This window comes from Niveibacterium umoris, assembly GCF_014197015.1.
In the GTDB taxonomy this organism is placed as follows: Bacteria; Pseudomonadota; Gammaproteobacteria; order Burkholderiales; family Rhodocyclaceae; genus Niveibacterium; species Niveibacterium umoris.
Window position 1 is genome coordinate 1 of sequence record NZ_JACIET010000004.1, and the last position, 22,323, is coordinate 22,323.

The 22,323-nt window shown below is 65.7% G+C and carries 18 protein-coding genes; 17 read left to right on the forward strand and 1 reads right to left on the reverse strand.

Going from position 1 to position 22,323, the window contains the following annotated elements; all coding sequences use genetic code 11:
• From GGR36_RS20315 to GGR36_RS22335, 5 genes are all read left to right on the forward strand, one after another.
• A partial coding sequence (locus GGR36_RS20315; RefSeq protein ID WP_183637885.1) for a DUF2345 domain-containing protein occupies nucleotides 1–849 on the forward strand: 849 nt, incomplete at its 5' end.
• Entirely contained in the window at nucleotides 849–2,498 is a 1,650-nt protein-coding gene (locus GGR36_RS20320; protein ID WP_183637888.1) for a hypothetical protein, read from the forward strand. The genes GGR36_RS20315 and GGR36_RS20320, both read left to right, overlap by 1 nt.
• A gap of 8 nt (nucleotides 2,499–2,506) precedes the next feature.
• Nucleotides 2,507–3,232 (forward strand): hypothetical protein, encoded by a 726-nt coding sequence (locus tag GGR36_RS20325; protein WP_183637891.1) that lies wholly within the window; start codon nucleotides 2,507–2,509, stop codon nucleotides 3,230–3,232.
• Nucleotides 3,233–3,312: 80 nt separating this feature from the next.
• Complete coding sequence (locus GGR36_RS20330; RefSeq protein WP_207064564.1) at nucleotides 3,313–4,134, forward strand: hypothetical protein; 822 nt, start codon at nucleotides 3,313–3,315, stop codon at nucleotides 4,132–4,134.
• 67 nt (nucleotides 4,135–4,201) lie between these two features.
• Entirely contained in the window at nucleotides 4,202–4,546 is a 345-nt protein-coding gene (locus GGR36_RS22335; protein WP_420847497.1) for a phage baseplate assembly protein V, read from the forward strand.
• Here the strand turns inward: GGR36_RS22335 and GGR36_RS20335 are convergent.
• On the reverse strand, nucleotides 4,473–5,945 hold the full coding sequence (locus tag GGR36_RS20335; protein ID WP_183637895.1) for an aminoacyl-histidine dipeptidase: 1,473 nt from the start codon (nucleotides 5,943–5,945) through the stop codon (nucleotides 4,473–4,475). The genes GGR36_RS22335 and GGR36_RS20335 overlap by 74 nt on opposite strands.
• 219 nt (nucleotides 5,946–6,164) lie before the next feature.
• Between GGR36_RS20335 and GGR36_RS20340 the strand changes: the two genes are divergently transcribed.
• From GGR36_RS20340 to GGR36_RS20395, 12 genes are all read left to right on the forward strand, one after another.
• Nucleotides 6,165–7,118 (forward strand): MBL fold metallo-hydrolase, encoded by a 954-nt coding sequence (locus GGR36_RS20340; RefSeq protein ID WP_183637898.1) that lies wholly within the window; start codon nucleotides 6,165–6,167, stop codon nucleotides 7,116–7,118.
• Nucleotides 7,094–7,909, forward strand: coding sequence for a tRNA threonylcarbamoyladenosine dehydratase (locus GGR36_RS20345; RefSeq protein ID WP_183637901.1), 816 nt, complete (start codon nucleotides 7,094–7,096; stop codon nucleotides 7,907–7,909). The genes GGR36_RS20340 and GGR36_RS20345 overlap by 25 nt, the downstream gene beginning before the upstream one ends.
• A 22-nt stretch (nucleotides 7,910–7,931) precedes the next feature.
• Complete coding sequence (locus tag GGR36_RS20350) at nucleotides 7,932–8,300, forward strand: sirohydrochlorin chelatase (protein ID WP_183637904.1); 369 nt, start codon at nucleotides 7,932–7,934, stop codon at nucleotides 8,298–8,300.
• A 119-nt stretch (nucleotides 8,301–8,419) separates the two neighbouring features.
• Nucleotides 8,420–12,595: a PAS domain S-box protein gene (locus GGR36_RS20355; protein WP_207064566.1), complete on the forward strand. Its 4,176-nt coding sequence runs from the start codon at nucleotides 8,420–8,422 to the stop codon at nucleotides 12,593–12,595.
• A gap of 2 nt (nucleotides 12,596–12,597) precedes the next feature.
• On the forward strand, nucleotides 12,598–13,506 hold the full coding sequence (locus tag GGR36_RS20360) for a response regulator (protein WP_183637910.1): 909 nt from the start codon (nucleotides 12,598–12,600) through the stop codon (nucleotides 13,504–13,506).
• On the forward strand, nucleotides 13,503–15,047 hold the full coding sequence (locus tag GGR36_RS20365; RefSeq protein ID WP_183637913.1) for a SpoIIE family protein phosphatase: 1,545 nt from the start codon (nucleotides 13,503–13,505) through the stop codon (nucleotides 15,045–15,047). Before GGR36_RS20360 ends, GGR36_RS20365 begins: the two co-directional genes overlap by 4 nt.
• Nucleotides 15,048–15,187: 140 nt before the next feature.
• Nucleotides 15,188–17,608 carry an ATP-binding protein gene (locus GGR36_RS20370; protein WP_183637915.1) on the forward strand — a complete coding sequence of 807 codons (2,421 nt, stop codon included), beginning with the start codon at nucleotides 15,188–15,190 and terminating at the stop codon, nucleotides 17,606–17,608.
• An 89-nt stretch (nucleotides 17,609–17,697) separates the two neighbouring features.
• On the forward strand, nucleotides 17,698–18,276 hold the full coding sequence (locus GGR36_RS20375) for an ANTAR domain-containing response regulator (protein ID WP_183637918.1): 579 nt from the start codon (nucleotides 17,698–17,700) through the stop codon (nucleotides 18,274–18,276).
• Nucleotides 18,277–18,766: 490 nt separating this feature from the next.
• Nucleotides 18,767–20,020, forward strand: a complete 1,254-nt coding sequence (locus GGR36_RS20380) for a CmpA/NrtA family ABC transporter substrate-binding protein (protein ID WP_183637921.1) — start codon at nucleotides 18,767–18,769, stop codon at nucleotides 20,018–20,020.
• Nucleotides 20,021–20,081: 61 nt separating this feature from the next.
• The gene (ntrB, locus tag GGR36_RS20385) at nucleotides 20,082–21,008 is read left to right on the forward strand and encodes a nitrate ABC transporter permease (RefSeq protein WP_183637925.1); all 927 of its coding nucleotides are present in this window, start codon (nucleotides 20,082–20,084) and stop codon (nucleotides 21,006–21,008) included.
• Nucleotides 21,009–21,027: 19 nt separating this feature from the next.
• On the forward strand, nucleotides 21,028–21,822 hold the full coding sequence (locus tag GGR36_RS20390; protein WP_183637928.1) for an ABC transporter ATP-binding protein: 795 nt from the start codon (nucleotides 21,028–21,030) through the stop codon (nucleotides 21,820–21,822).
• Between the two features lie 164 nt (nucleotides 21,823–21,986).
• The gene (locus tag GGR36_RS20395; protein WP_183637931.1) at nucleotides 21,987–22,304 is read left to right on the forward strand and encodes a PilZ domain-containing protein; all 318 of its coding nucleotides are present in this window, start codon (nucleotides 21,987–21,989) and stop codon (nucleotides 22,302–22,304) included.
• Nucleotides 22,305–22,323 lie beyond the last annotated feature (19 nt).

Below are 22,323 nucleotides of genomic sequence, written 5' to 3' on the forward strand. Positions count from 1 at the left end.
CAGCCGCTACCCGAACTGATCAAGACGCTCGAAGCGCGTCATGGCGGCCCGCAGGGCGGCCAGAGCGAAAAGATCCACGCTCCCGGTAGTCGCTCCGAGACCGAATCCGCACACAAGCTCGGGCAGCCGATCATCGCCTTCGACAGCGCCGCGAGCCTCATCGCGACCACGCCAGCCAGCCTCACCTGGATGAGCGGCGAGAGCGCCAGTCTCACTGCCCACGGCGACAGCCACCTCGCCGCAGGCCATAGTGCAAGCCTCACCGCCGCGCGCGAAGTCAGCCTCTTCACCGCCACAGAGGACCTGGCCGCCGTCGCCGCAGCCGGCCCCCTATCGCTGCGTGCCCACACCGACACCCTCGAACTCGCCGCCGACAAATCCGTAAGCGTCACCAGCAGCGGCGAAGGCATAGCCATCCTCGCCAAAGACAAGATCGTGCTCGGTGCCGGCCAAAGCCAGATCGAACTCAACGGCGCCAACATCACCTTCAAATGCCCCGGAAAGTTCGAGGTGAAGGGCGCGAGTCATGCGTTTGAGGGGGGCGGGAGTGCGGCGGCGGTCGTGCCGAATCTGCCAAGCGGAAAGCTCAAGCTCACGCCCGAAGATGCAGAGTTCCGCGCGGTCTACCACGACGGCGAGCCCGTGCACGGTGCCGAGTACGAAGCCGTATTCGACGACGGCAGTGTACGCCGGGGGCGCCTCGATGCCGCGGGGCATGTCAGCTTTGAAGGCGTCAAGCCCGGGGGTTTCACGATTACGGTCGGGCCGGATGCTCGGAGCTACCAGCAATTCAAGATGCCACTCAAGCCGGACGACGACTTGACTGAATGGATGAAAGGATGCGCGTGATGAGCGACAGCTACGTCGATCGCGTCTATGACGGTGCGACTGAATCGCTGCAATGGCTGCGCGGCGTCATCTTCGGTGAATGGGAAGACAATCGCAGTCTTAGTCAGATCGTAACCGACGCCCTTGCGGGCTTTGTGCCGGGCCTCGGCTCCATCATCACGCTGCGCGATCTGCTCGCTGTGATTTTCCGGCTCGCCAAGTATCCAGAGAAACGTGAGCATGTTGAAGAGTGGATTTTGCTCATTGCGATGCTGCTGCCCTTGGTGGTGACAGTGTTGGGGGCGGTTGTGGCCGGCGTTGGTGCCTTGGTTGGCGCCGAGGTTGGTGGCTTCCTGCGGGCGCTGACGCTGTTCCTGGTCAAGAAGGGCGGCGTCGCGTTCAAGGCCATGATCGAGTTCTTCCAGGCGCACGGTTACGGAAACGTGATCGCCGCGCTCAAGCAGGTCAAGTTCGCGCGGTACCGTGAAGCCCTTGCAAAGGAATTTGATCGCCAGATCGACAAGCTGGTCGATTTGCTGAAGAAACTGGAGAAGAAGCTCGAACAGGTTCATGCCGACCATCTGCCCTCATGGATGCCCGGCGTGCATACCTTGCGGGCAGCGCCGGGCAGGATCAGGGGCTGGATTCATGCGCTGACCGAACTCAAGGACAAAGCAGTGTCGATGATCCCCAAAGCGCTCATCGAACTGGACAACCGCCTTGCCGCGCTGCTCGCCGGTAACCTCAAGGCGGCAACCCAGGTCACGCATGCGGTCGCCACAGGCCAGGCCGCGCCGGAAGTCGCGCGACTGGAGAAGGCCGCCAAAGAAGGCGAACTCGCCCGCAACGCCCACCCGCCGGAGCCCGGCAACACGCGGCGGATTGCCGAGCGGCGCAGTATCGCGCTCGCAGGCAAGCGCGAATACGAAATGGTGGGAAAGGATGCCCGCCCTGTCGGCGCCAAACCCTATGAGCACGGCGTGACGAAGATGGAGAATCCGGCGGTGGCGGAGCGCCAGTGGGGGCGCCTCAAGAATAAAGTCAAAGAGGGATATCCCGATCTCAACTTCGAGTACGCGCCGACACAGTTCTCAAAGGACTACGCCAACTTCTCGCGCAGCCTGCGCACTATTGACGTGCCCGCCGGCAGCAAGATCAAGTTCAAGCGGGTGGTGTCGCATGACAAACCCAGCATGGATACCGGCCCCTACTACAACCGCGAGTTGCCGGTCGACGGTGAGGATCTCCGCGCGGGTTCCGCGGTGAAGGAGGGTTGGAACAAGAATGGCGAATACATTGAACTGAGCACTCCCCCCAAGGGCGACCCGGTGTGGAAAGAACTCCATGCGCTGCGCGAGCAGGCGGCCGGTGGCCCGGTACCCTATAGCGAATCGCTCAAAGGGTGGGAAGGGCCGGCCGCATCGCAGCGTTATGTGGTCGACGAGGGGTTGCCGACGCAGCATTACGACTCAAGCTATTTGGTTGGCGGCAAAGAACAGCAGTTTTTCGATCGTAAGGAAATCGCTTTGCTCAAGGAACGCGGATTCGTAAGCGAGCGTAAGCCGACCAACTTTCCCGACTTCGACAAGGAGTTGGGCAATATCGTGCCGAAGGATGGCCCTGCATTGCATGTCATCCCGACTCACGAAGCCGTGCCCAAACCGCATTGAGGAACGCTATGCTTGATTCTGACGGGTTTGAACTTCTGCCCCTTCCCGCCCACGTGCAGACTATGTCGCGCGAGGAGCGCGATCGGCGTAAAACTTGGCTCAAGCAGCACTTCGCGTCGTTCGAGTATCACGAGCACTTGCTTGAACTGCACGACGCATGGCTAACGCTAATCAAACGTGAATACGCTCGGGTCACCGCGGATCCGTCTCTTCCGCAACCGCAGCGGTGGTTTGGCGACAGCGCAATTCCGAATTTCGAGAAGCTTGCCAAGCCAGGAACGATAGCGCGGGATCAGTTCCGGCCCGGTTACACGTTTGGTGCTGCGATCTACATTCTCGACTACAGCCGTGACACCGGTCTGGATGTTGAACAGACTTGGGAGTGGATGCCTGAGCCCGCCCTCACGCAGATGCACATGCTGTGGGGGCGGATGAACCGAATTGCGCAGAACATCCAGTACACCGTTGATGAGACGTGGGACAGCGATCCCAATGATTGCGACTGGATTCTCGACGAGCAATACACCGGTCCGATCTTCTGGCCATCCGAGTTCGACCCAGTCCCTGCTGCCAATCCGGTGCTGCGCTGCCCCGGCGGCGAACCCTGCCCGCAAGCGGGGTGGTGGAGCACCCCTGCCAAAGCAGACTCGCGCCGACACTTTGTGCTGGGCGAGGTGATGCCCAGTTTAAAGAGCGACTACGGCTACACCATCTGGCAGTTCGAGGGTGCCTGAACGTGAGTGCCACCCATGCCCTGGCGAGCCGCCGAGCATCGTTGCTGTACTTTTGCCTGCATGCGCCAGAAGTTACTGAAATGAAGAAACTTCTCATGTTGCTTGTTGGTTTTCCGTGGGCCGTGGGTGCCACGACTGCGTCGGATAACTACATCTTTAACGCGTCTCAGCCGTTGGTGATCGTCACGCAGAAGGGCGAATTTGCGCCGTTCGGTGGATCGGAGCTTGGCAATGTCGGGGACCAGACCGGGCGCGAGATCATCGACAAACGCATGGCGAAGCGGGTGCGGCAGCTTTGGCGCTACTCCGAGTCAGGATCGCCCGAGCGGGTGTCGGCCATCATCAAGGCCGACTATGTCGGTTGCGATCGAAGTCTGGTCGTTCAGACAGAGGGCGGGGACTCGGGAGTTCTCTATTCCACGAGGCCGATTCGTTCCATTCCGTTTAGCCTTGCGGACGCAGACCTCAAGCGGGCGCGGGATGAGGGGAGGCGGCTACTGTCCGATGCACTGCGGCACCGTAAGGTCACCTCCGACTGGATTGCCGAGTTGCTTGAGGGCGCCACGGTAACACCCGTTCGCGTGCGGGCCTGGCGAAGCCCAATGCTGGTTGTGACGACCAACGGGGAGCGTAAAGAACGCACGTTGTCAGCTTTCCTGATTGCTTCCCTTGCGAAGAATGGGCGCTACGCCTTACTGGAAAAGACAGTTGAAATCGGAAGTGCGTCTGATTCAGAAGGGTACGCGGGCACTTGGGATCTTGGCCTGCACGTCGACTTGAACGGTGATGGCGACGAGGAACTGCTGATGTTTCACGGCGCCTATGAGTCGTTTTCAGCGGTGCTTATGCAATGGGATGGCAAGAAATGGCGTGAAGTGGCGAGCAATGGTGGAGGGTGCTAACCGATAGCGTGTAGCGTGCGAACAACTCGGCGACGTTTGGCTTCCGCGCAATCACCACATCAAGATTCTGTTTCCCTGGCGGCGCAGTGCTGCGCCGACGCCAAGTGGCCTCACGCACGACACCGAACGCGCCACCGGTAACGAATCCGCGGGTATTTGGGTGCAAATTATCGAATGGGCTGCCGACCCCAACTGGGGCAGTCAATTCACCCCGCCGATCGGCAGCGAACTACTGGTTGGCTTCATCGACGAAGATCCGGATTGCCCGCAGGTCATCGGTAGCACCTTCAACGGCAGCCATACCCCGCCATTCGACGGCGGTGTCGAGATTGGCAGGATTACGGCCGCGCCGGTATCGCCGCCACCACCGCCGTCAGCAGCTTCCAGCACTTCGCCACCGACTCGATGTTGACCCGTTCGCCCGGTGCGTGGGCGCCGCGGATATCGGGGCCGAAGGAGATGATGTCGAGGTCGGGGTATTTGGACTTGAGGATGCCGCACTCCAGACCGGCGTGAATCACTTTGACGGCCGCGGGGCCGGTGGTGAATTCGTGCTGGTAGACCTTCTGGAATAGTTTGAGCAGGTCGGAATCGGGGTTGGGTGCCCAGCCCGGATAGCCGCCTTCGGTCTGCACCGCGGCGCCGGCGAGTACGAAGAGGCTCTCGATTTCGGCGGCGAGGGCCTGCACGCCGGAATCCAGCAGCGAACGCACCATCAGGTTTGCAAAGCCCCGGCCGTCCGCGATCTTCACGACACCGAGATTGTTCGAGGTTTCGACGACGCCGGCGACGTGCTGGCTCATGCGGCGTACGCCATGCGGCGCGGCGTGCAGTGCGGCGAGGATGCGTTGCTGGTCGGTGGCGTCGATGGCTTGTTGGGCGAGGCCGTTTTCGGGGCCGAAGCGGACACTGACGCCGTCATCGACGCCGGCGAGTTCGCCGCGTACCAGCAGATCGAAGTCTTCCACGCGGCTGGCAACGCGCTCGGCCTGGGCGATCGGCAAGGCGATCCGCGCACGGGCCTCGCGCGCGAGGGCATTGCGGGCGCTGCCGCCGTCGAGTTCGACCAGCCGGACGTCCTTGCCGAAGCGGCCTTCCAGCCCGCGCAGCAAGCGCACCAACAACTTGATCGCGTTGCCGCGCTCGAGATGGATATCGACGCCGGAATGCCCGCCACGCAGGCCGCCGACTTCGATTTCATAGCAGGCGAAGCCTTCGGGTAGCGCTTCGAAGGCGTAGGTGAAGCTCACGTTGACGTCGATGCCGCCGGCACAGCCGAGGTAGAACTCGCCCCATTCCTCGGTGTCAATGTTGATCATCAGACTGCCTTGCAGCAGACCGGGCTCCAGGCCCAGTGCACCGCCCATGCCGGCCTCTTCGTCCACGGTGAGCAGGACTTCGAGCGGCGGGTGAGGCACGTCGCTGGATTCGAGCAGGGCAAGTGCGAGCGCTACGCCGATGCCGTTGTCGGCGCCCAGCGTGGTGTTCGGCGCGACCAGCCAGCCGTCCTGCAGTTCGGCGCGGATCGGGTCGCGGTGGAAGTCGTGTTCGGTGGCGTGGTTCTTCTGGCACACCATGTCGAGGTGCCCTTGCAGCACGACACCGGGCCGGTCTTCCATGCCGTGTGTTGCCGGCTTGCGGATGATCAGGTTGCCGGCAGCGTCCACGTGTGTCGCCAACGCGCGTGTCTCCGCCCAGCTGCGGATCGCATCGCGCAAGGGCCCTTCGTGTTTGGAGGGGCGCGGCGTGTTGAGCAGGGTCGAGAAGTGGCGCCAGACGGCGGCGGGTTCGAGTTGGTCGAGTGCGGGCATCGCGGGTCCTGGATTCGGTCTGTGTGCCAGCGCGAACCACTCGGCGGGTAGCCGGGGAACGCGCAGCGGTGGTGCCGGCGCGCGCTGTGCGCGGCGCTTCGGCGGCCGGCCCGGTCGGGCAGGCGCTGCATGGTAGCCCGGCGGCGCACGGTCGGCGACAGTCGGTGCGACGGCTGACCGGTAGAATTGCGACATTCGGCTTTGGCGAGGGAGTAGGGGATGTCTTTCGTGACTGCGCAGGGGCAGGGGGTGTTCGCGATCGATTCGGGCTATGTGCGGCCGATGCTCGATGCGATTCACCTGGTCGTGTCCGATGACGGGCGTGCCGCGCTCGTCGACACCGGCACCGTCCATGCCGTGCCGCGCGTGCTCGATGCGCTGGCGGTGCAAGGCCTGGCGCCGGAGTCGGTCGACTGGATCTGCCTCACGCATGTGCATCTGGACCATGCGGGCGGCGCTGGTGCGCTGGCGCGTGTGCTGCCCAAGGCCAAGGTGGCGGTGCATGCGCGCGGCTCGCGCCACATGGCGGATCCGTCCAAGCTCTGGGCAGGTACCGTTGCGGTCTATGGCCAGGCCAACGCCGAGGCCTTGTATGGCGAACTGGTCGCGGTGCCCGAGGCGCGCATCGTCGAGGTGGGCGAGGGCGACTCGGTGCGTTTCGGTTCGCGGGTGTTCGATGTGCTCGACACGCCGGGCCATGCGAAACACCACGTCTGCTACCACGACCCGGCGAGCAACGGCATCTTCACCGGTGACACCTTCGGCCTGACCTATCGCGAGATGGATGGTGCCGACGGTCGCGCCAATATCTTCGCCACCACCACGCCTGTGCATTTCGACCCGGCCGCGCTGCACGACTCGATCGATCGCCTGCTCGCCTTGCAGCCCGCCTGCATCTACCCCACGCATTACAGCCGCAGCGCCGATGTGCCGCGGCTCGGTGCGACGCTGCACCGGTTGATTGATGCCCATGTACAGGCCTGCGACGGCATCGACCCAACCGCTGCCGATGCCCATGCAGTGCTGGTGAAGCGGCTTGAAGCGATCGCGCTGGCCGAGGCTGCCTCGGCCGCATGGGGCGTGCAGGGTGAAGCGGCGCTGCAGTTGCTCGAAGGCGATCTCGATCTCAACGCGCAGGGGCTGCTGGTATGGCTGCAGACGCGAGCGCAATGAAGACCGACGCCCCGTTGCCGCAGACCGAAGCGCCGGATCTGGATCGCCGCTTCGGCGGTGTTGCGCGTTTGTACGGCGACGAGGGGCGTGCGCGCCTCGCCGCGGCCCATGTGTGCGTGATCGGCGTTGGCGGTGTGGGCACCTGGGCGGTGGAAGCGCTGGCGCGCAGCGCGGTCGGCGCGATCACGCTGATCGACCTGGATGTGATTGCCGAATCCAACACCAACCGCCAACTGCACGCGCTCGATCCGGACTGGGGCATGGCCAAGGTCGAGGCGATGGCGCGGCGTATCCGTGCGATCAACCCGCAATGCCGGGTAACGCCGATCGACGACTTCGTAACCGCAAACAACCTGCCGGCACTGATCCATGGTTTTGACGCCGTGCTGGACGCGATCGACAGCGTGCGGGTGAAGACCGCGCTGGCCGCCCATTGCGTGGCGCAGCGGCTACCGCTGGTGATCTGCGGCGCCGCCGGCGGCCAGATCGATCCGACCCGCGTGGCGGTGGAAGACCTTTCCCGCACCGTGCAGGACCCGTTGCTCGCCAAGGTGCGCGGCAACCTGCGCAAGCAGTACGGTTTTACGCGCGACCCGAAGAAGAAGTTCGGCATCCGCGCGGTGTATTCGACCGAGCCCTTGCGTTACCCCGACACCGCCTGCGCGCCCGACGCCGGCGCGTCGCAGGGCCTCAACTGTGCCGGTTTCGGCTCAAGCGTCTGCGTGACCGCCAGTTTCGGTTTCTTCGCGGCAGCAGAAGTCATCAACGCCATTGCCTTGCCGCGGACCTGAATCCGCCGCACCGGAGACCCACATGAATACCGCGATCCTGCTGTTTGCCCACGGCGCCCGCGATCCGGACTGGGCGCGTCCGCTCGAAAAGCTTGCCGCCGCCGTGCGTGCCCTGCGCCCTGGGGTGGCGGTGCATCCCTGCTTTCTTGAATTCATGAACCCGGATCTGCCTGGCGCCATCGCCGCGGCGGTGGCCGAAGGCGCGCACCGTATCGAGGTGGTGCCGGTCTTCCTCGCCGCCGGCGGCCATGTGAAGCGGGACTTGCCCGCCATGCTCGACGCCGCGCGGATCGCGCATCCGGGTGTCACGATCGTGCTTGCCAGCGTGCTGGGCGAGGCGGAATCGGTGATTGCTGCAATGGCAGCGCACGTCGTCGGCCTCGCCGGCTGACACTGTTCGACCGCTGCCGCCCTCAAGAGCGGCGGCGGGGTGCCGTTGACCCCTTCGGACAGGTGGCGAGGCCTCGTGCGGCCCGCCTTTTGACGAGGCGGGCGCGGGTGACCGATCGCATGCAGAAAAACGGGGGACTGATTCCGAGCGCGGCGACGCGGCGCTCGCTGATGCCCGCTTTCCTGCTCGCCCTCGTCGCCGCATCGCTCGGCATCGCCCTCAGCGTGTGGATCTGGCGCGCCAGCGTCGAGAGCGAACGCACGGCGTTCGAGCAGGCCTTTCATGCCACCGCACAGGAAGTGATCACGCGCATGGATACCGACGTCCAGGGCGCGATCGGGCTCGGGCGTGCCATGGCGGCCGCGATACGGCTGCATCCGGAGCTCTCGCAAGAGAACTGGAACACACTCCTGCAGGACGTGCGGGTGGCGCGTTTCGAGCCGCCGCTCGCGGCGCTCATGCTGGTCGAACTGGCGACCCCCGAAGCGCCGGACATGCAGGTGCGGGTCAGCACGCTGGTGGCGCCGGACGCCGCGCGAATGACGCTGGGCGACCCGTGGGTGCTGCGCCTGGCGCAAGAGGGGGCGGCGCGTGCGCTGCGGGCCGACGACGTCGCGGTGGGCAGTGGTGGCGATGGTCGCCCTGACGGTGCCTCCTTGCTGGTACTGGCGGTGCCGGTTTCGCGCACGGCGGTGCTGTTGTTGTTCGTTGACGCGCGCCAATGGTTGATTTCGCGCGCGGCGCTGTTGTCCGAAGATGCCGCGGTGCGCGCGGTGGAACTCTCCGACGCCGGGGCGGGCCGCACCATCGCGAGCTCGGCGGGCTACCCTGCCGACGCAGAGGTGACCGAGGTCGGCGTGTTCACGCAGGGTACCCAGCGCTGGGCCTTCGAGGTGGCGTCGCTGAGCGCGCCGCCCACTTACCTTGCACGCGTCAACCTGCTTTTCCCGGGGGTCGTCGTCAGCCTCCTGCTCGCAGCAGTGCTGTTCACGCTGCTGGCGCGCAAACGCCTGGCCGACCGCGTGGTGGCGCGGGTGCGGCGCGACCTGGCCGACAGCCTGCGGCGTTTCGAGCTCGCGATTGCCGCCAGTCAGGACGGCATCTGGGAATACCTGCCGGATCGACGCGCCTGCCGCCTGTCGCCGCAGGCTGCACAGTTTCTCGGCCTTGCCGATGGTGCCGAGTTCATTCCGCCCTCGGCCCTGTTGCGCCGCGTCGCACGGGAAGATCGCCATGCCCTGTTGTCGGCGTTGCGACGCAGCATCGTCAAGGGAGATGCGCTGGATCTGGAATGCCGCATCCGCAACGGCGCGGAGCCTCGCTGGTTGCGCGTCCGCGCCAATCCCGCCGCGGGCGGCGCCGGTGCAACGGTGATCGGGGCCCTGTCCGACATCAGCCTGCACAAGCGCATGGCCGAGCGGCTCAAACGTCAGCAGGACTTCCTCGCGCAGGTCCTCGATGTGCTGCCGGTGCCAATCATCGTGAAGGATCGCGGCGGTGCGATCCATTTCGTGAACGCGGCCTTCGAACGCACCCTCCAGGTAACGCGCAGCGCGATCATCGGCCGGCTCACGGGCGACATCGCCAGCAGCGTGCTCGCGGCGCGCCTTGGCGAACTCGAGTCCAGCCTGCAAGGCCTGGGCGACACCCGCGAGACACGCTTGTGGATCGACCTGCCCGGTGCGCGGCGCCACATGCGTGTATCGCGCAGCCTGTTCGCCGGCCCCGAGGGGGGCGAGATGCTGGTCGGCAGCTACATCGACATCACCGACGAAGCCGAAGCGACAAGACGCCAGGTCGCGTTCCGCGACTACCTGCAGCGGCTCATCGACACGATGCCGCACGCCTTCTTCGTCAAGGACGCCCACTCGCGCTTCGTGATGGTCAACCCGGCGTTCTGCGAGCTCTACGAGCTACCTGCCACCGCAGTCCTAGGCAAGTCGCCGCGCGAGATCTATGACGATGCCGCGGTGGCCGACGCGCAACTCGCCGGCGATCGGCTCGTCTTGCAGGGCGGGGCCATCCGCGACGAGGAACTGCGTTTTCGCACGCGTGGCGGTACCCAGCGCGTGACGCGGGTGCACAAGGTGAGTTGCGTCGACCCGGACGGCCACGCACTGATCACCGGTGTCGTCACCGATGTGAGCGATCTGGTGGCCGCGCAGGAAGGTCAGCGTGAGGTGATCGAGCGGCTCGATTCGCTGTATCGCAACGCGCCCTTCGGCCTTGCCCTGGTCGACGAGGTGGGGCGGGTGCTGCAGGCCAACCCGACCTTCTGCAAGTTGTTCGGATTCGACGAGGCGCAGCTGAAGTTTCGCAACGTCGACACCCTCAGCCCGCCCGACCTGCGACGCGACCACCGCGGGCGCTTTGCGGCCCTGCTCGCAACCGGGCGACTCGCGCCCTTCGAGACGCGCTACCTCGACTCGGGGGGGAGGGAGATCGATGTGCGCGTTGCCGGTGCGGCGGTCGCTGGCAACAGCGCGGGCTATCGCTTCGCCTGGGGCATCGTCGAGGATATCAGCGCACGCGTTGCGACCGAGCGGGCACTCGCAGCCTCCGAGCACCGCTGGCAATTCGCACTGGACGGAGCGGGCGACGGCGTGTGGGATTGGGATGTCGCGGGCGGACGTATCTTCTTCTCCACGCGCTGGAAGGCGATGCTCGGCTACGCCGAAGAGGAAATCGGCGACACCTTGGACGAGTTCACTCGCCGCCTTCATCCGGACGACCTGCACGCCACGATGGAAGAGGCGCAGGCGCACATCGAAGGGCGCACGCCGATGTTCTCGCGTGAAGTGCGGATGCGCTGCAAGGACGGTCGCTGGAAGTGGATTCTTGACCGCGGCAAGGTGGTCGAACGCGACGAACACGGTACTGCCTTGCGTCTGATCGGCACCCACAGCGATATCTCGCGCAGCAAGGAAGCCGAGGCGGCCCTGCAGCGCAGCGCCGCCCTGCTGGCGGCAATCAGCAACCTGCAGGAAGCCTATATCCGCGCACCGGAGAGCTGCGATGCGTTTGCCGGGTTGTTGCGCGATGTACTGGCGATCACGGCAAGCGATTCCGGCTTCATCGGCGAGGTGCAGGCCAGCGCCGAGGGCCCGATGCTGCATGCGCTCGCCGTTGCGCAACGCGGGGCAGACGCCGCTCTGGGCGACCCCGCGCAAGATGCGACGCTGGGCGAGCTTGGCAGCATCGTGGGTGAGGCCCTGCGTACAGGCGAGCTTGTCATCGAGAACGATCCGGCGCGCGCGGCCGCGCATGCGGGGTGGCCCGCCGGGTTGCCGCGTCCGCAGCATGTACTGTGTCTGCCGGTACGGTATGGCGGCCAGTTGCTGGGCATGATCGGTGTCGCCGATCGCGAGGCGGGCTACGACCACGCCATGTGCAGCGAGTTCGATCCGCTCTTGCGCACCTTCGGCGAGATCATCAGCGCGCGCCGCAGCGAGCTCGCGCGGCGCAGCGCCGAGACCGAGCTGGCCCAGCACCGCGACCGCCTTGCCGAACTGGTGCGCGACCAGACCGCCGACCTCATCGCCGCCAAGGAAGTCGCCGAGGCCGCCAGCGAAGCCAAGGGCATGTTCCTCGCCAACATGAGTCATGAGTTGCGGACGCCGCTGCATGCGGTGATCTCGTTCGCCCGCCTGGGCGAGACCAAGGTCGGGCGCGCGGCGGAGGACCGGCTGCGCGAGTACTTCCAGCGGATTTCGTCGAGCGGCGAGCGCCTGCTGGCCCTGCTCAATGACCTGCTCGATCTGGCCAAGCTCGAAGCGGGGCGCATGCAGATCGACACCCGCGCGTGCGACCTGGCGGAACTGGTCGGCGATGCCCTGCAGGAATTCGAAGCCTGGTTTGCCGCCAAGCGTCTGCAGGTCGGGCTGGACGTCGAAGTGCGACCTGCCCGCGCGTGGGCCGACCCGGTGCGGTTCGGCCAGGTGCTGCGCAACCTGCTGTCCAACGCCACGAAATTCACCGCGGAAGGGCACGCGATCACGCTCACCGTTGCCGCCGCGCATCTGCATGGCAGCGGCGGCGCCGAGGTCGCGGCGATCGAGGTGCGCGTCAGCGACCAGGGGGTCGGCATTCCGGAAGACGAACTCGAGACGGTGTTCGACAAGTTCGTCCAGAGCAGCAAGACACACACCGGCGCGGGCGGAACGGGGCTCGGGCTGGCGATCTGCCGCGAGATCATCGCCGCCCACGGCGGTGTGATCTTCGCGCGCAACAACCCGGCGGGCGGCGCATGTTTCGTCGTGCGACTGCCAGCCGTCGAAGAACTGGAACAGGAGTAGTCATGGCACGGGCCCGAATACTGGTCGTCGACGATGAACCCTTCAATCTCGAGATCATCTGCGACTATCTCGAAGACTGCGACTACGAAATCGAAACCACCCAGAGCGGGGTCGAGGCGCTCGCGCGGCTCGAAGACGCGGCTCGGCATTACGACGTGCTGGTGCTGGACCGGATGATGCCGGTCATCAGCGGCATGGAGGTGCTGCAACGGGTCAAGCAGCACGAACGCCTCAAGGCGATCCCGGTGATCATGCAGACGGCGGCGGCCACGCCTGATCAGGTGCGCGAGGGGCTGGCGGCCGGCGCCCATTACTACCTGACCAAACCTTTCGAGTGCGATTCCTTGCGTGCGGTGATCCGCACCGCGCTGGATGACCAGCGCCGTCGTGCCGAACTGGCCGACCGCATTCACGAGCATCGGGTGGCGATGCAGATGGTGGAGCGCGCCGAGTTCTCGGTCCGCACACTGGAGGAGGCGGCGGCGGTGGCGACTACCGCGGCGCTGGTGTGCGGGCGGGCCGAGGCGGTGGCGATGGGCCTCGCGGAACTGCTGGTCAATGGTGTGGAGCACGGCAACCTGGGGATCGACTTCAGCGCCAAGGGCGCCCTGAAAGAGTCCGGCACCTGGGCGGAAGAAGTGCAGCGCCGGCTCGAACTCGATGAGAACCGCGACAAGCGGGTTCGCTTGGTGGTGGTGCGCGAGGGCGAACGCTGGCACTTCCATGTGCGTGACGACGGCCCCGGCTTCGATTGGCAGCGCTTCATCGAACTCGACCCTTCCCGCGCCTTTGCGCCGAACGGGCGCGGCATCGTGCTGGCCAAGCAGATCGCCTTCGAGGAGGTGCGCTACGCCGGTAGCGGCAACGAAGTCCATGCCTGGACCCGTGACGAGGAAGGGGGGCGCGCATGAGCGAAACAACGTCCGGCGCGGATCGCGCCTATCGCGTCATGGTCGCCGACGACACCGCGGCCAATCGCACGCTGGTGCGTGCCTACCTCAGCCGCCTCGGCTTCGAGGTGCTGGTGGCTGAGAATGGCGAACAGGCGGTCGAGATCTTCGAACGCGAGTTGCCGGACATCGTGCTGATGGACGTGATGATGCCGGTGATGGATGGCCTTGAGGCAACGCGGCGGCTGCGTGCCGGCAGCGGGCGCGCGGTGCCGATCGTGATGCTGTCGGCACTGGGTTCGGAAGGCGATGTCGTTGGCGGGCTCGACGCGGGGGCGGATGACTACCTGGTCAAACCACTCTCGTACCAGATCTTCGCCGCCAAGATGCGCACCGTCGCCCGAACGCTGAGCCTGCAGCGGCAGACCGAGGCAGCCAACGCCGAGGTGCGCGCCATTTCGCAAGCCATGAGCGACGGGCTCGTTGTTTTCGACACGGAAGGTCGGGTGTCGACGGTCAACCCGGCGCTGTGCGACATGCTCGGGCGCCGGGAAGCGGAGTTGATCGGCACACCGGTTTTCGACCTCTTCCTGCCGCCTGGCGATCGTCTGCTGCGCACGGCTGTCACTGCGAGCGAAAGCGGCTTCGAGCAGCGGCGCCCGCGCGAGGTGGCCGCGCGAGGCGCCGACGGCAACGCAATACCGCTTGAGTTCGTGATGTCGACGATGAGCTCGACCAACGGCGTGACCTACCTCGCGGTGCTTCGAAACATCGCGGAGCGCAAACAGGCAGAACGGGAACTGGCGGCCTATACGCTGGAGCTCAAGCACTACCACGACGAAGCCGAGCGCGAGAACGAGCTCGCACTCGAAATTCTGGAACGCCAGATCCGTCGCGGGGGCCTCGACGCCACGCAGGTTGCGCACCGCGTGGTGCCGGCGCAGCGGTTTTCCGGCGATATCGTGATTGCACAGCGCGCGCCGGACGGTCGCATCTTCGCCCTGCTGGCTGACGCCACCGGCCACGGGCTGGGCGCAGCAGTCAGTGTGCTGCCCGCGGTGTCCGAGTTCTACCGCGTGGTGGCGAGTTCGCCGACACCGGGCGAACTCGTGGTGCAACTCAACAGCGTGCTGCAGGAATCCCTGCCGATCGGCCGATTCGTGGCGGCATCGCTGGTCTGCATCGACACCATCCAGCGGCTCGCGCATGTGTGGGTGGGCGGCACGCCGGATGTGCTCAAGGTCGGCGCAGACGGGCGCGTCGTGGAGCGCTTTTCATCGACGGCCTTGCCGCTTGGAATCGACACGCTGTCGCCCGAGGATGCGCAGTGCGCGGTGTGCACGATGGAGCCCGGCTCGCAGATGCTGATCTTTTCCGACGGGCTGCTCGAGGCGGTTGGCGAGTCCGGCGCGCATTTCGGCTATGAAGGCATCGAGGCTGCACTGCGCGAATCGGCGCCGGATGCGCGCCTGGCGGCGCTTGAGCGCGACATCGCACGCCACTGTGGCGGGCAATCGCCGCACGACGATGTGTCGATGATGCTGATCGGCGTGGAGGATTGACGCGTCCCGCCCGGTTGACGTTTGGCCGGGCTATCAGAGGATGCCGGTGTGCGACATCGTGCTGCATGGTGTCGCACGCTTTGCCTGATCAAGCGGTCTGGAATTGAATATCATCGACGCATGAAGCCCGCATCCCCCCTATGGCTGGCCTGATCGAACGCCTTTCGCGGCGGCTCGACCCATGGGCGTCGACGCGTGTCGAGGTGCTGGTGGGGCTCGGCGGCCTCGCGGTGGTGACGCTGGCCCTGCTGGCCGCGATGGTGCCGTTCCGCGAAGCCCATGACGCGCGTGAGCGCGATGCGCTGGCGCTGGTCGGGCGCGCGGCCTTGCTCACCCAGCGTGATCTGCTGCGCGTACTCGACGTGACCGACTTCGTGCTGGACCGCGCCGCGCGCCGGGTGGCCTCGGGCGTGCGGGGGGCCACGTCGGTTGGCGACGATCTGACCAGCGACCTGAAGGATCTGATCGGCGGCGTGGTGGTGTTCGATCAGCGCTTCCGTGTCATGGACGGCACCCGCGGTGGTCCGCGCGAACCGGCGGCTCTGGCCGAGATTGCGCGAATGGCGGCACCGGACGTGCTCGACCTGCATGTGGGCACGGCGGACCGGTTGCACGCGGTGCACCTGTTCGGCGGGACTGCGGTGGTTGGTGAATTCAGCCCGGCCGGCATCGTCGCGGAAGTCTCGGCGCGGACGCTGCGCGAGATGTTGCGTGCGCAGATGCTGAGCCACGGCGGCGATGCCATGCTGGTGCGACGCGACGGCGCCGTGCTGGTTGAGGGGGGGGCGCGAGGGCCCGAGCGGCAGTCAGTGTTGCCTGAGGCGGTGCTGCGAGCGATTGCGGCCGGGCGCGACGGCGAGTTCGATGTGCCGGGCGAGCGGCGCCTGTACGCGGTGCGCCGACTGGCGGAGTACCCGTTGGCCGTGGTCGTGGCGCTTGATGCCACCGGGGCTCGCGAGGCGGTCGCCAGCGGAAGCGTGTTGCCCGCCTGGGGCTTCATCCTGCTGGCCGCCTTTGCGCTCGGCACGACCTTGATGCTGATGGGGGCAACCCGTTCGATGCGGCGGGCCCGGCTGCGTGGCGCGCAGGAGGCCGCGCTCTTCGAGGCAACGCCTGATCCGCTGCTGCTGATGCGGCAGACTGCGGATGGCGATTTCGTCTGCGAGCACCGCAACCCGGCGGCGCGGCGCATCTTCCGCTCGAACGACCTGCTCGGGGCGGTGCCGATCGGCCAACTGGCTGCCGGCGAGACGCTGCGGCGCGCGCTCGAACAGGTTGCCGGCCAGACACGGCACAGCATCCGTGCCTTCGACCTCAGTGTGCCGTTGGGCAGCGAGAGCGCGCAGGTCGAGATCCATGTGATCGCGCTGCCGGCGTCGGACGAGGGGATGCTGCGCTTTGCCGTGATCGGCCGCGAGCTGACCGGCCAGCGCCAGGCCGAACGTGCATTGCGGGAACGCTCGCTGCAGCTCGAAGCGATCATCGAGTCGGCGATGGACGCGGTGCTGATCACCGATGACCAGCGCCGCATCGTCATGTACAACAAGGCCGCCGAGCACATGTTCGGCTATTCGGCGCAGGAAACCATCGGACAGGACGTATTGATGCTCCTGCCGGAGCGCTATCGCGCGGTGCCGGCCGAGAAGATCCTGCTGCAGGCGCGTCGGCGCGCGAGCTGGCGCCTGCGCGGCGGCACACGCCCCTTGCTCGGATGCCGCCGCAATGGTGATGAGTTTCCGGTCGAACTCGCGCTGTCGCGGGTGGAACTGGGCGACGCGACACTGTTCACGCTGATCCTGCGCGACATCACCGAGCAGGTCGGCGCCGAACTGGAAATCAGCGTGCTCAACGATTCGCTCGAACAGCGCGTTGCCGAGCGAACCGCCGAACTGCAGCGCGCCTACCGCGAGATGGAGGCCTTCTCTTACTCGGTGTCGCACGACTTGCGTGCGCCGCTGCGGGCCATTCACGGCTACACCTTCCTGCTCTCGGATGGCGAAGGCGAGCGACTCAGCGCCGAGGGGCGCGACCTGCTCGAAAGGGTGATGAAAGCCTCGGTCCGGATGGGCGAGCTGATCGACGACTTCCTTGATTTCTCCCGCGTCGGTCGTGCCGAGCTGACGCGGCAGAAGGTCGACATGGGGCGCCTTGTCAGCGAGGTGGTGGCCGAGCTGCGTGGGCCGTATCTCCATACCCGGGTTTCGGTCGGCCTGTTGCCACCGGCGTACGGCGACCCCCGCCTGTTGCGCCAGGTCTGGGTGAACCTGATTGGCAACGCGCTCAAGTTCTCGTCACGCGGCGCCGAGCCGCGGGTGGACATTGGCGTCTCGCACACCCGAGGGCGAACCTGGTACTACGTCTCCGACAACGGTATCGGCTTCGACATGACCTACGCCGACAAGCTCTTTGGTGTCTTCCAGCGCTTGCAGACCCTGCGCGAATTCGAAGGCACCGGCATCGGGCTGGCGATCGTCAAGCGTGTCGTGGAGCGCCACCATGGCGGTGTGGCGGCGGAAGGGGCGCCGGGCGAGGGCGCAACCATCTCGTTCTGGCTGCCCTGAGGGCGCCTGCTGTCACCGCGGCCCTTGCGGATCTCTGGCATGGCGATTGCGTGTTGCCGAACCAGGAATATTCCGCTGATGGCCCCCACATGCTTAGAGTGCTGATCGTCGACGAGTCCCAGGAGCGCGCGCTGGATCTTTGCCAGGGCGTGGCTGCGGCCGGACACCTGGTCGCCGCAGTGCTGCCGGATGCTGCAGAACTCGCCAAGCGGGTGCAGGAGATCCAGCCCGATGCAGTGCTGATCAACACCGATTCGCCCAGCCGCGACACGCTGGAGCACCTGGCCACGCTCGATCGCGACTATCCGCGACCGGTGATCGTGTTTTCGGGCGATGACGACGAGTCCATCATCCGCCGCGCCATGCGCGCCGGCGTGGCCGCGTACGTTGTCGACGGGCTGGTGCCGGAGCGGGTCGAGTCGCTGATGAAGGTCGCAGTGGCGCGCTTCGAGGAGTTCCAGAGCCTGCGCAAGGAGCGCGACGACGCCGAGCGCAAGCTCTCGGACCGTATCGCGGTGGATCGTGCCAAAGGCATCCTGATGAAAGCGCGCGGCCTCACCGAAGACGAGGCCTACCACGCGCTGCGCAAGCTGGCGATGGAGCGCGGCCGCCGGATCGGCGAGGTGGCGCAGGACGTGATCGAGTCGGCGAAATTGCTGATCGGTTAGGGCTGCCGGCGTGCGTTCCCGCGCGCTCATGTGACTCAAAGTGAATGCCGATGGCGCCCTGCGACGGGCGCCATCGTTTTTCTTGCGCGCGCCGATCTTTGCACCGGGCTGGGGCGGGCCTGCACCGCAAGCGCGCGCAACTGCACGGTTGCGGTGCGGCATCCAGGCGGTGCGCGCCGCGACTTTCTTGCACCGCCGATGTGCGGATCTCCGGCTGATTGCAGAGTCGAATCCATTCGGGTTGGCTGGTCGAGCAATGGCCTTGCAATAAAGCTTATTAAAAACAGTGCCTTGGAAGATTTGGCACGTCGATTGCAATGGATTCTGCAAACGCAGACGCCAAAGGCGGCGCCTGCAGCAGTCCGCGACCTGCCAATGACGGCAGCCCGGACAGCAACGGACAAGGGCGTCCTCCGCGCGTGATTGATACGCACGGTGGGCGCCTTTTTGTTTTTTCCGATTTCCTCAACCTTGCTGCGGAGAGACCACCATGATCGATCGCCCCTCGGACAACGAACTGAGCCGTCGCGGCTTCCTGCGTCAGACGCTCGCGCTCGGCGGTGCCGCTGCCGCCAGCGTGGTGCCCTTCGGCAATGCCTGGGCCGCAGGCTCGGATGCGCCTGAGAAGAAGGAAGTGCGCATCGGCTTCATCCCGCTGACTGACTGCGCGTCGGTGGTGATGGCGGCGGTGCAGAAGTTCGACGAGAAATACGGCATCAAGATCATCGCGACCAAGGAGGCCTCTTGGGCCTCGGTGCGCGACAAGCTGGTCAACGGCGAGCTGGACGCGGCCCATGTGCTGTACGGGCTGGTGTACGGCGTGCATCTGGGCATCGGCGGTCCGAAGAAGGACATGGCGGTGCTCGCCACGCTCAACAACAACGGCCAGGCGATCACGCTGGGCAACAAGTTCCGCGACATGGGCGTGACCGATGGCCCCGGGCTCGCGAAAGCGGTGGCCGCCAAACCAGGCGAATACACCTTCGCGCAGACCTTCCCGACCGGCACGCACGCGATGTGGTTGTACTACTGGCTCGCGGCCAACGGTATCAACCCGATGAAGGACGTGAAGGTGATCACCGTGCCGCCGCCGCAGATGGTCGCGAACATGCGTGTCGGCAACATGGACGGTTTCTGCGTCGGCGAGCCATGGAACAACCGCGCGATCATGGACAAGATCGGCTTCACCGCGGTGACCACGCAGGACATCTGGCCCGACCATCCGGAAAAGGTGCTCGGCACCACCGCCGAATTCGTGCAGAAGAACCCGAACACCGCGCGCGCAATGACGGCGGCGATTCTCGATGCCGGCCGCTGGATCGACGCCTCGCTGGCAAATCGTCGCCTCACCGCCGAAACGATCGCGCAGAAGTCCTACGTCAACACCGACATGGACGTGATCCTCGAGCGCATGCTCGGCCGCTACCAGAACGGGCTGGGCAAGAGCTGGGACGACAAGAACCACATGAAGTTCTTCAACGACGGCGCGGTGAACTTCCCCTACATCTCCGACGGCATGTGGTTCCTCACCCAGCACAAGCGTTGGGGCCTGCTCAAGCAGGACGTCGATTACGCCGGAATCGCCAAGGCGATCAACCGCGTCGACATCTACAAGCAGGCTGCCACCGCTGCCGGCGTGTCCTTGCCCAAGAGCGACATGCGCAGCAGCAAGCTGATCGACGGCGTGGTGTGGGACGGCAAGGACGCCAAGAAGTACGCCGGCTCCTTCAAGGTCCAGGCCTGACTCACGACAAGAAGCGGCGCGCGCGATGCGCGCCGCATCGCCCCGCATTGAGGAGAGACACATGAGCGCATTGCTACTGAGTGCCGGCGCTGCCCATGCCGGCGCGCCGCCGACCACCGACAAACCGACGCTCGCTGCGGCGGGCGAACCCCGCGCGGCCGACGCTGCCCCGACGCCCGCCAGCGTGCCGGCCACGTCCACGCCCTGGCGCCCGCGCCTGCGTGCGTTCGCCAAGCGCGTGCTGCCGCCGCTGATCGGCATCGCGCTGCTGATCGGTATCTGGGCGATGGTCTCGATGAAGGCCAACGGCATCCCCAGCCCGCTGAAGACCTGGAATGAAGCGGTCGTGATCTTTTCCGACCCGTTCTACCGCAACGGCCCGAACGATCAGGGCATCGGCTGGAACATCCTGTCGTCGCTCAAGCGCGTCGGCATCGGGTTCGGCATCGCGGCGCTGGTGGGCATCCCGATGGGCTTCCTGATCGGGCGCTTCACCTTCCTCAACAACATGTGCGATCCGATCATCTCGCTGCTGCGTCCGGTCAGCCCGCTCGCATGGCTCCCGATCGGCCTGCTGGTGTTCCAGAAGGCGGACCCCGCCGCGACCTGGACGATCTTCATCTGCTCGATCTGGCCGATGATCCTCAACACCGCGCAGGGCGTGCAGCGCGTGCCGCAGGACTACATGAACGTGGCCCGCGTCCTCAACCTGTCGGAATGGAAGATCATCACCAAGATCCTCTTCCCGGCGGTGCTGCCCTACATGCTCACCGGCATCCGGCTCTCGATCGGCACCGCCTGGCTGGTGATCGTGGCGGCAGAAATGCTCACCGGCGGCGTCGGCATCGGCTTCTGGGTGTGGGATGAGTGGAACAACCTGAAGGTTGAACACATCGTCATCGCGATCTTCGTCATCGGCATCGTCGGCCTGCTGCTCGAACAGGCGCTGCTGCTGATCGCCAAGCGTTTTTCCTACGGCAACACCTGACGCACAGCGGAGCCCTGTCATGAGCAAACCCATGGTGAAAGTCGAAAACGTCGGCATGGCCTTCGACACCAAGAGCGGGCGTTTCACCGCGCTGCGCGACATCGACCTCGACATTGCAGAAGGCGAGTTCGTCTCGCTGATCGGCCACTCCGGCTGTGGCAAGAGCACCTTGCTGAACCTGATTGCCGGGCTCACCTTGCCGACCTCCGGCTATGTGATCTGCGGCGGGCGCGAAGTGGCCGGCCCCGGCCCCGAGCGTGCGGTGGTGTTCCAGAACCATTCGCTGCTGCCCTGGCTGACCTGCTTCGAGAACGTCTACCTCGCCGTCGAGCGGGTGTTCGGCACCAAGGAGCGCAAGGTCAAGCTCAAGCTGCGTACCGAAGCGGCGCTGGAGATGGTGCACATGGCCCATGCCATGCACAAATATCCGCACGAGATTTCCGGCGGCATGAAGCAGCGTGTCGGCATTGCGCGCGCTTTCGCGATGGAGCCCAAGGTGCTGCTGATGGACGAGCCCTTCGGCGCACTCGACGCGCTGACCCGCGCCAGCCTGCAGGACGAGCTGATCGGCGTGATGGGCAAGACCGGCGCGACGGTGGTGATGGTGACGCACGATGTGGACGAGGCGGTGCTCTTGTCCGACCGCGTGGTGATGATGACCAACGGCCCGGCCGCGACGATCGGCGAGATCCTCGAAGTGGGCTTGCCGAAGCCGCGCAATCGCCTTGAACTGGCACACGATCCGCAGTTCGCGGACTGCCGCGCCGCGATCCTCGAGTTCCTCTACCAGAAGCAGATGAAGAAGGCGGCGTAGCCCGATTGTCGAGCGCCCACTTACGGCCCGCGCACACCGCGGGCCGTTTTCATTGCAAGGCGTCAGCGCCCGCGATGAAGCGCGGCTTCGGGTACCCTAGCGGCACAAGAACAGGTGCCGCAGGTCGCGATCCGGCCGCGCGCATTCAGGGAGCAGAGCAGACAATGAACAATGGTTTCGGAGATCGCGAGCGCCGCACGTCGGTACGCATTCCGCTCGGCAGCGAGGCCTTCATCCAACCCGCTGCCTCGCAACACCCGCCGCGCAAGGCGCGCTGCGTCGATCTCAGCGTCGACGGCATGACCCTGCACACCGTGTATGTGCCGCGCCCCGACGAAATTTTCGATGTCATCGTGCGCCCGCACGAAGGCCCGCTGGCCGGCCCGCCGATGCATGTGCGCGCGCAGGTGCGGCGTTGCCACCCGGTGAATGGCTCACAGATCTACGAAGTCGGCGTGAAGATCCTCGAAGTGCTCAAGTAGCACGGTGTGCGCTGCCTTG

Bases quoted from the DNA above. Each gene is read 5' to 3' on its own strand.
- GGR36_RS20320 (WP_183637888.1), top strand. From the start codon at position 849: ATGAGCGACAGCTACGTCGATCGCGTCTATGACGGTGCGACTGAATCG.
- GGR36_RS20325 (WP_183637891.1), top strand. From the start codon at position 2,507: ATGCTTGATTCTGACGGGTTTGAACTTCTGCCCCTTCCCGCCCACGTG.
- GGR36_RS20330 (WP_207064564.1), top strand. From the start codon at position 3,313: ATGAAGAAACTTCTCATGTTGCTTGTTGGTTTTCCGTGGGCCGTGGGT.
- GGR36_RS20335 (WP_183637895.1), bottom strand. From the start codon at position 5,945: ATGCCCGCACTCGACCAACTCGAACCCGCCGCCGTCTGGCGCCACTTC.
- GGR36_RS20340 (WP_183637898.1), top strand. From the start codon at position 6,165: ATGTCTTTCGTGACTGCGCAGGGGCAGGGGGTGTTCGCGATCGATTCG.
- GGR36_RS20345 (WP_183637901.1), top strand. From the start codon at position 7,094: ATGGCTGCAGACGCGAGCGCAATGAAGACCGACGCCCCGTTGCCGCAG.
- GGR36_RS20350 (WP_183637904.1), top strand. From the start codon at position 7,932: ATGAATACCGCGATCCTGCTGTTTGCCCACGGCGCCCGCGATCCGGAC.
- GGR36_RS20355 (WP_207064566.1), top strand. From the start codon at position 8,420: ATGCAGAAAAACGGGGGACTGATTCCGAGCGCGGCGACGCGGCGCTCG.
- GGR36_RS20360 (WP_183637910.1), top strand. From the start codon at position 12,598: ATGGCACGGGCCCGAATACTGGTCGTCGACGATGAACCCTTCAATCTC.
- GGR36_RS20365 (WP_183637913.1), top strand. From the start codon at position 13,503: ATGAGCGAAACAACGTCCGGCGCGGATCGCGCCTATCGCGTCATGGTC.
- GGR36_RS20370 (WP_183637915.1), top strand. From the start codon at position 15,188: ATGGCTGGCCTGATCGAACGCCTTTCGCGGCGGCTCGACCCATGGGCG.
- GGR36_RS20375 (WP_183637918.1), top strand. From the start codon at position 17,698: ATGCTTAGAGTGCTGATCGTCGACGAGTCCCAGGAGCGCGCGCTGGAT.
- GGR36_RS20380 (WP_183637921.1), top strand. From the start codon at position 18,767: ATGATCGATCGCCCCTCGGACAACGAACTGAGCCGTCGCGGCTTCCTG.
- ntrB (WP_183637925.1), top strand. From the start codon at position 20,082: ATGAGCGCATTGCTACTGAGTGCCGGCGCTGCCCATGCCGGCGCGCCG.
- GGR36_RS20390 (WP_183637928.1), top strand. From the start codon at position 21,028: ATGAGCAAACCCATGGTGAAAGTCGAAAACGTCGGCATGGCCTTCGAC.
- GGR36_RS20395 (WP_183637931.1), top strand. From the start codon at position 21,987: ATGAACAATGGTTTCGGAGATCGCGAGCGCCGCACGTCGGTACGCATT.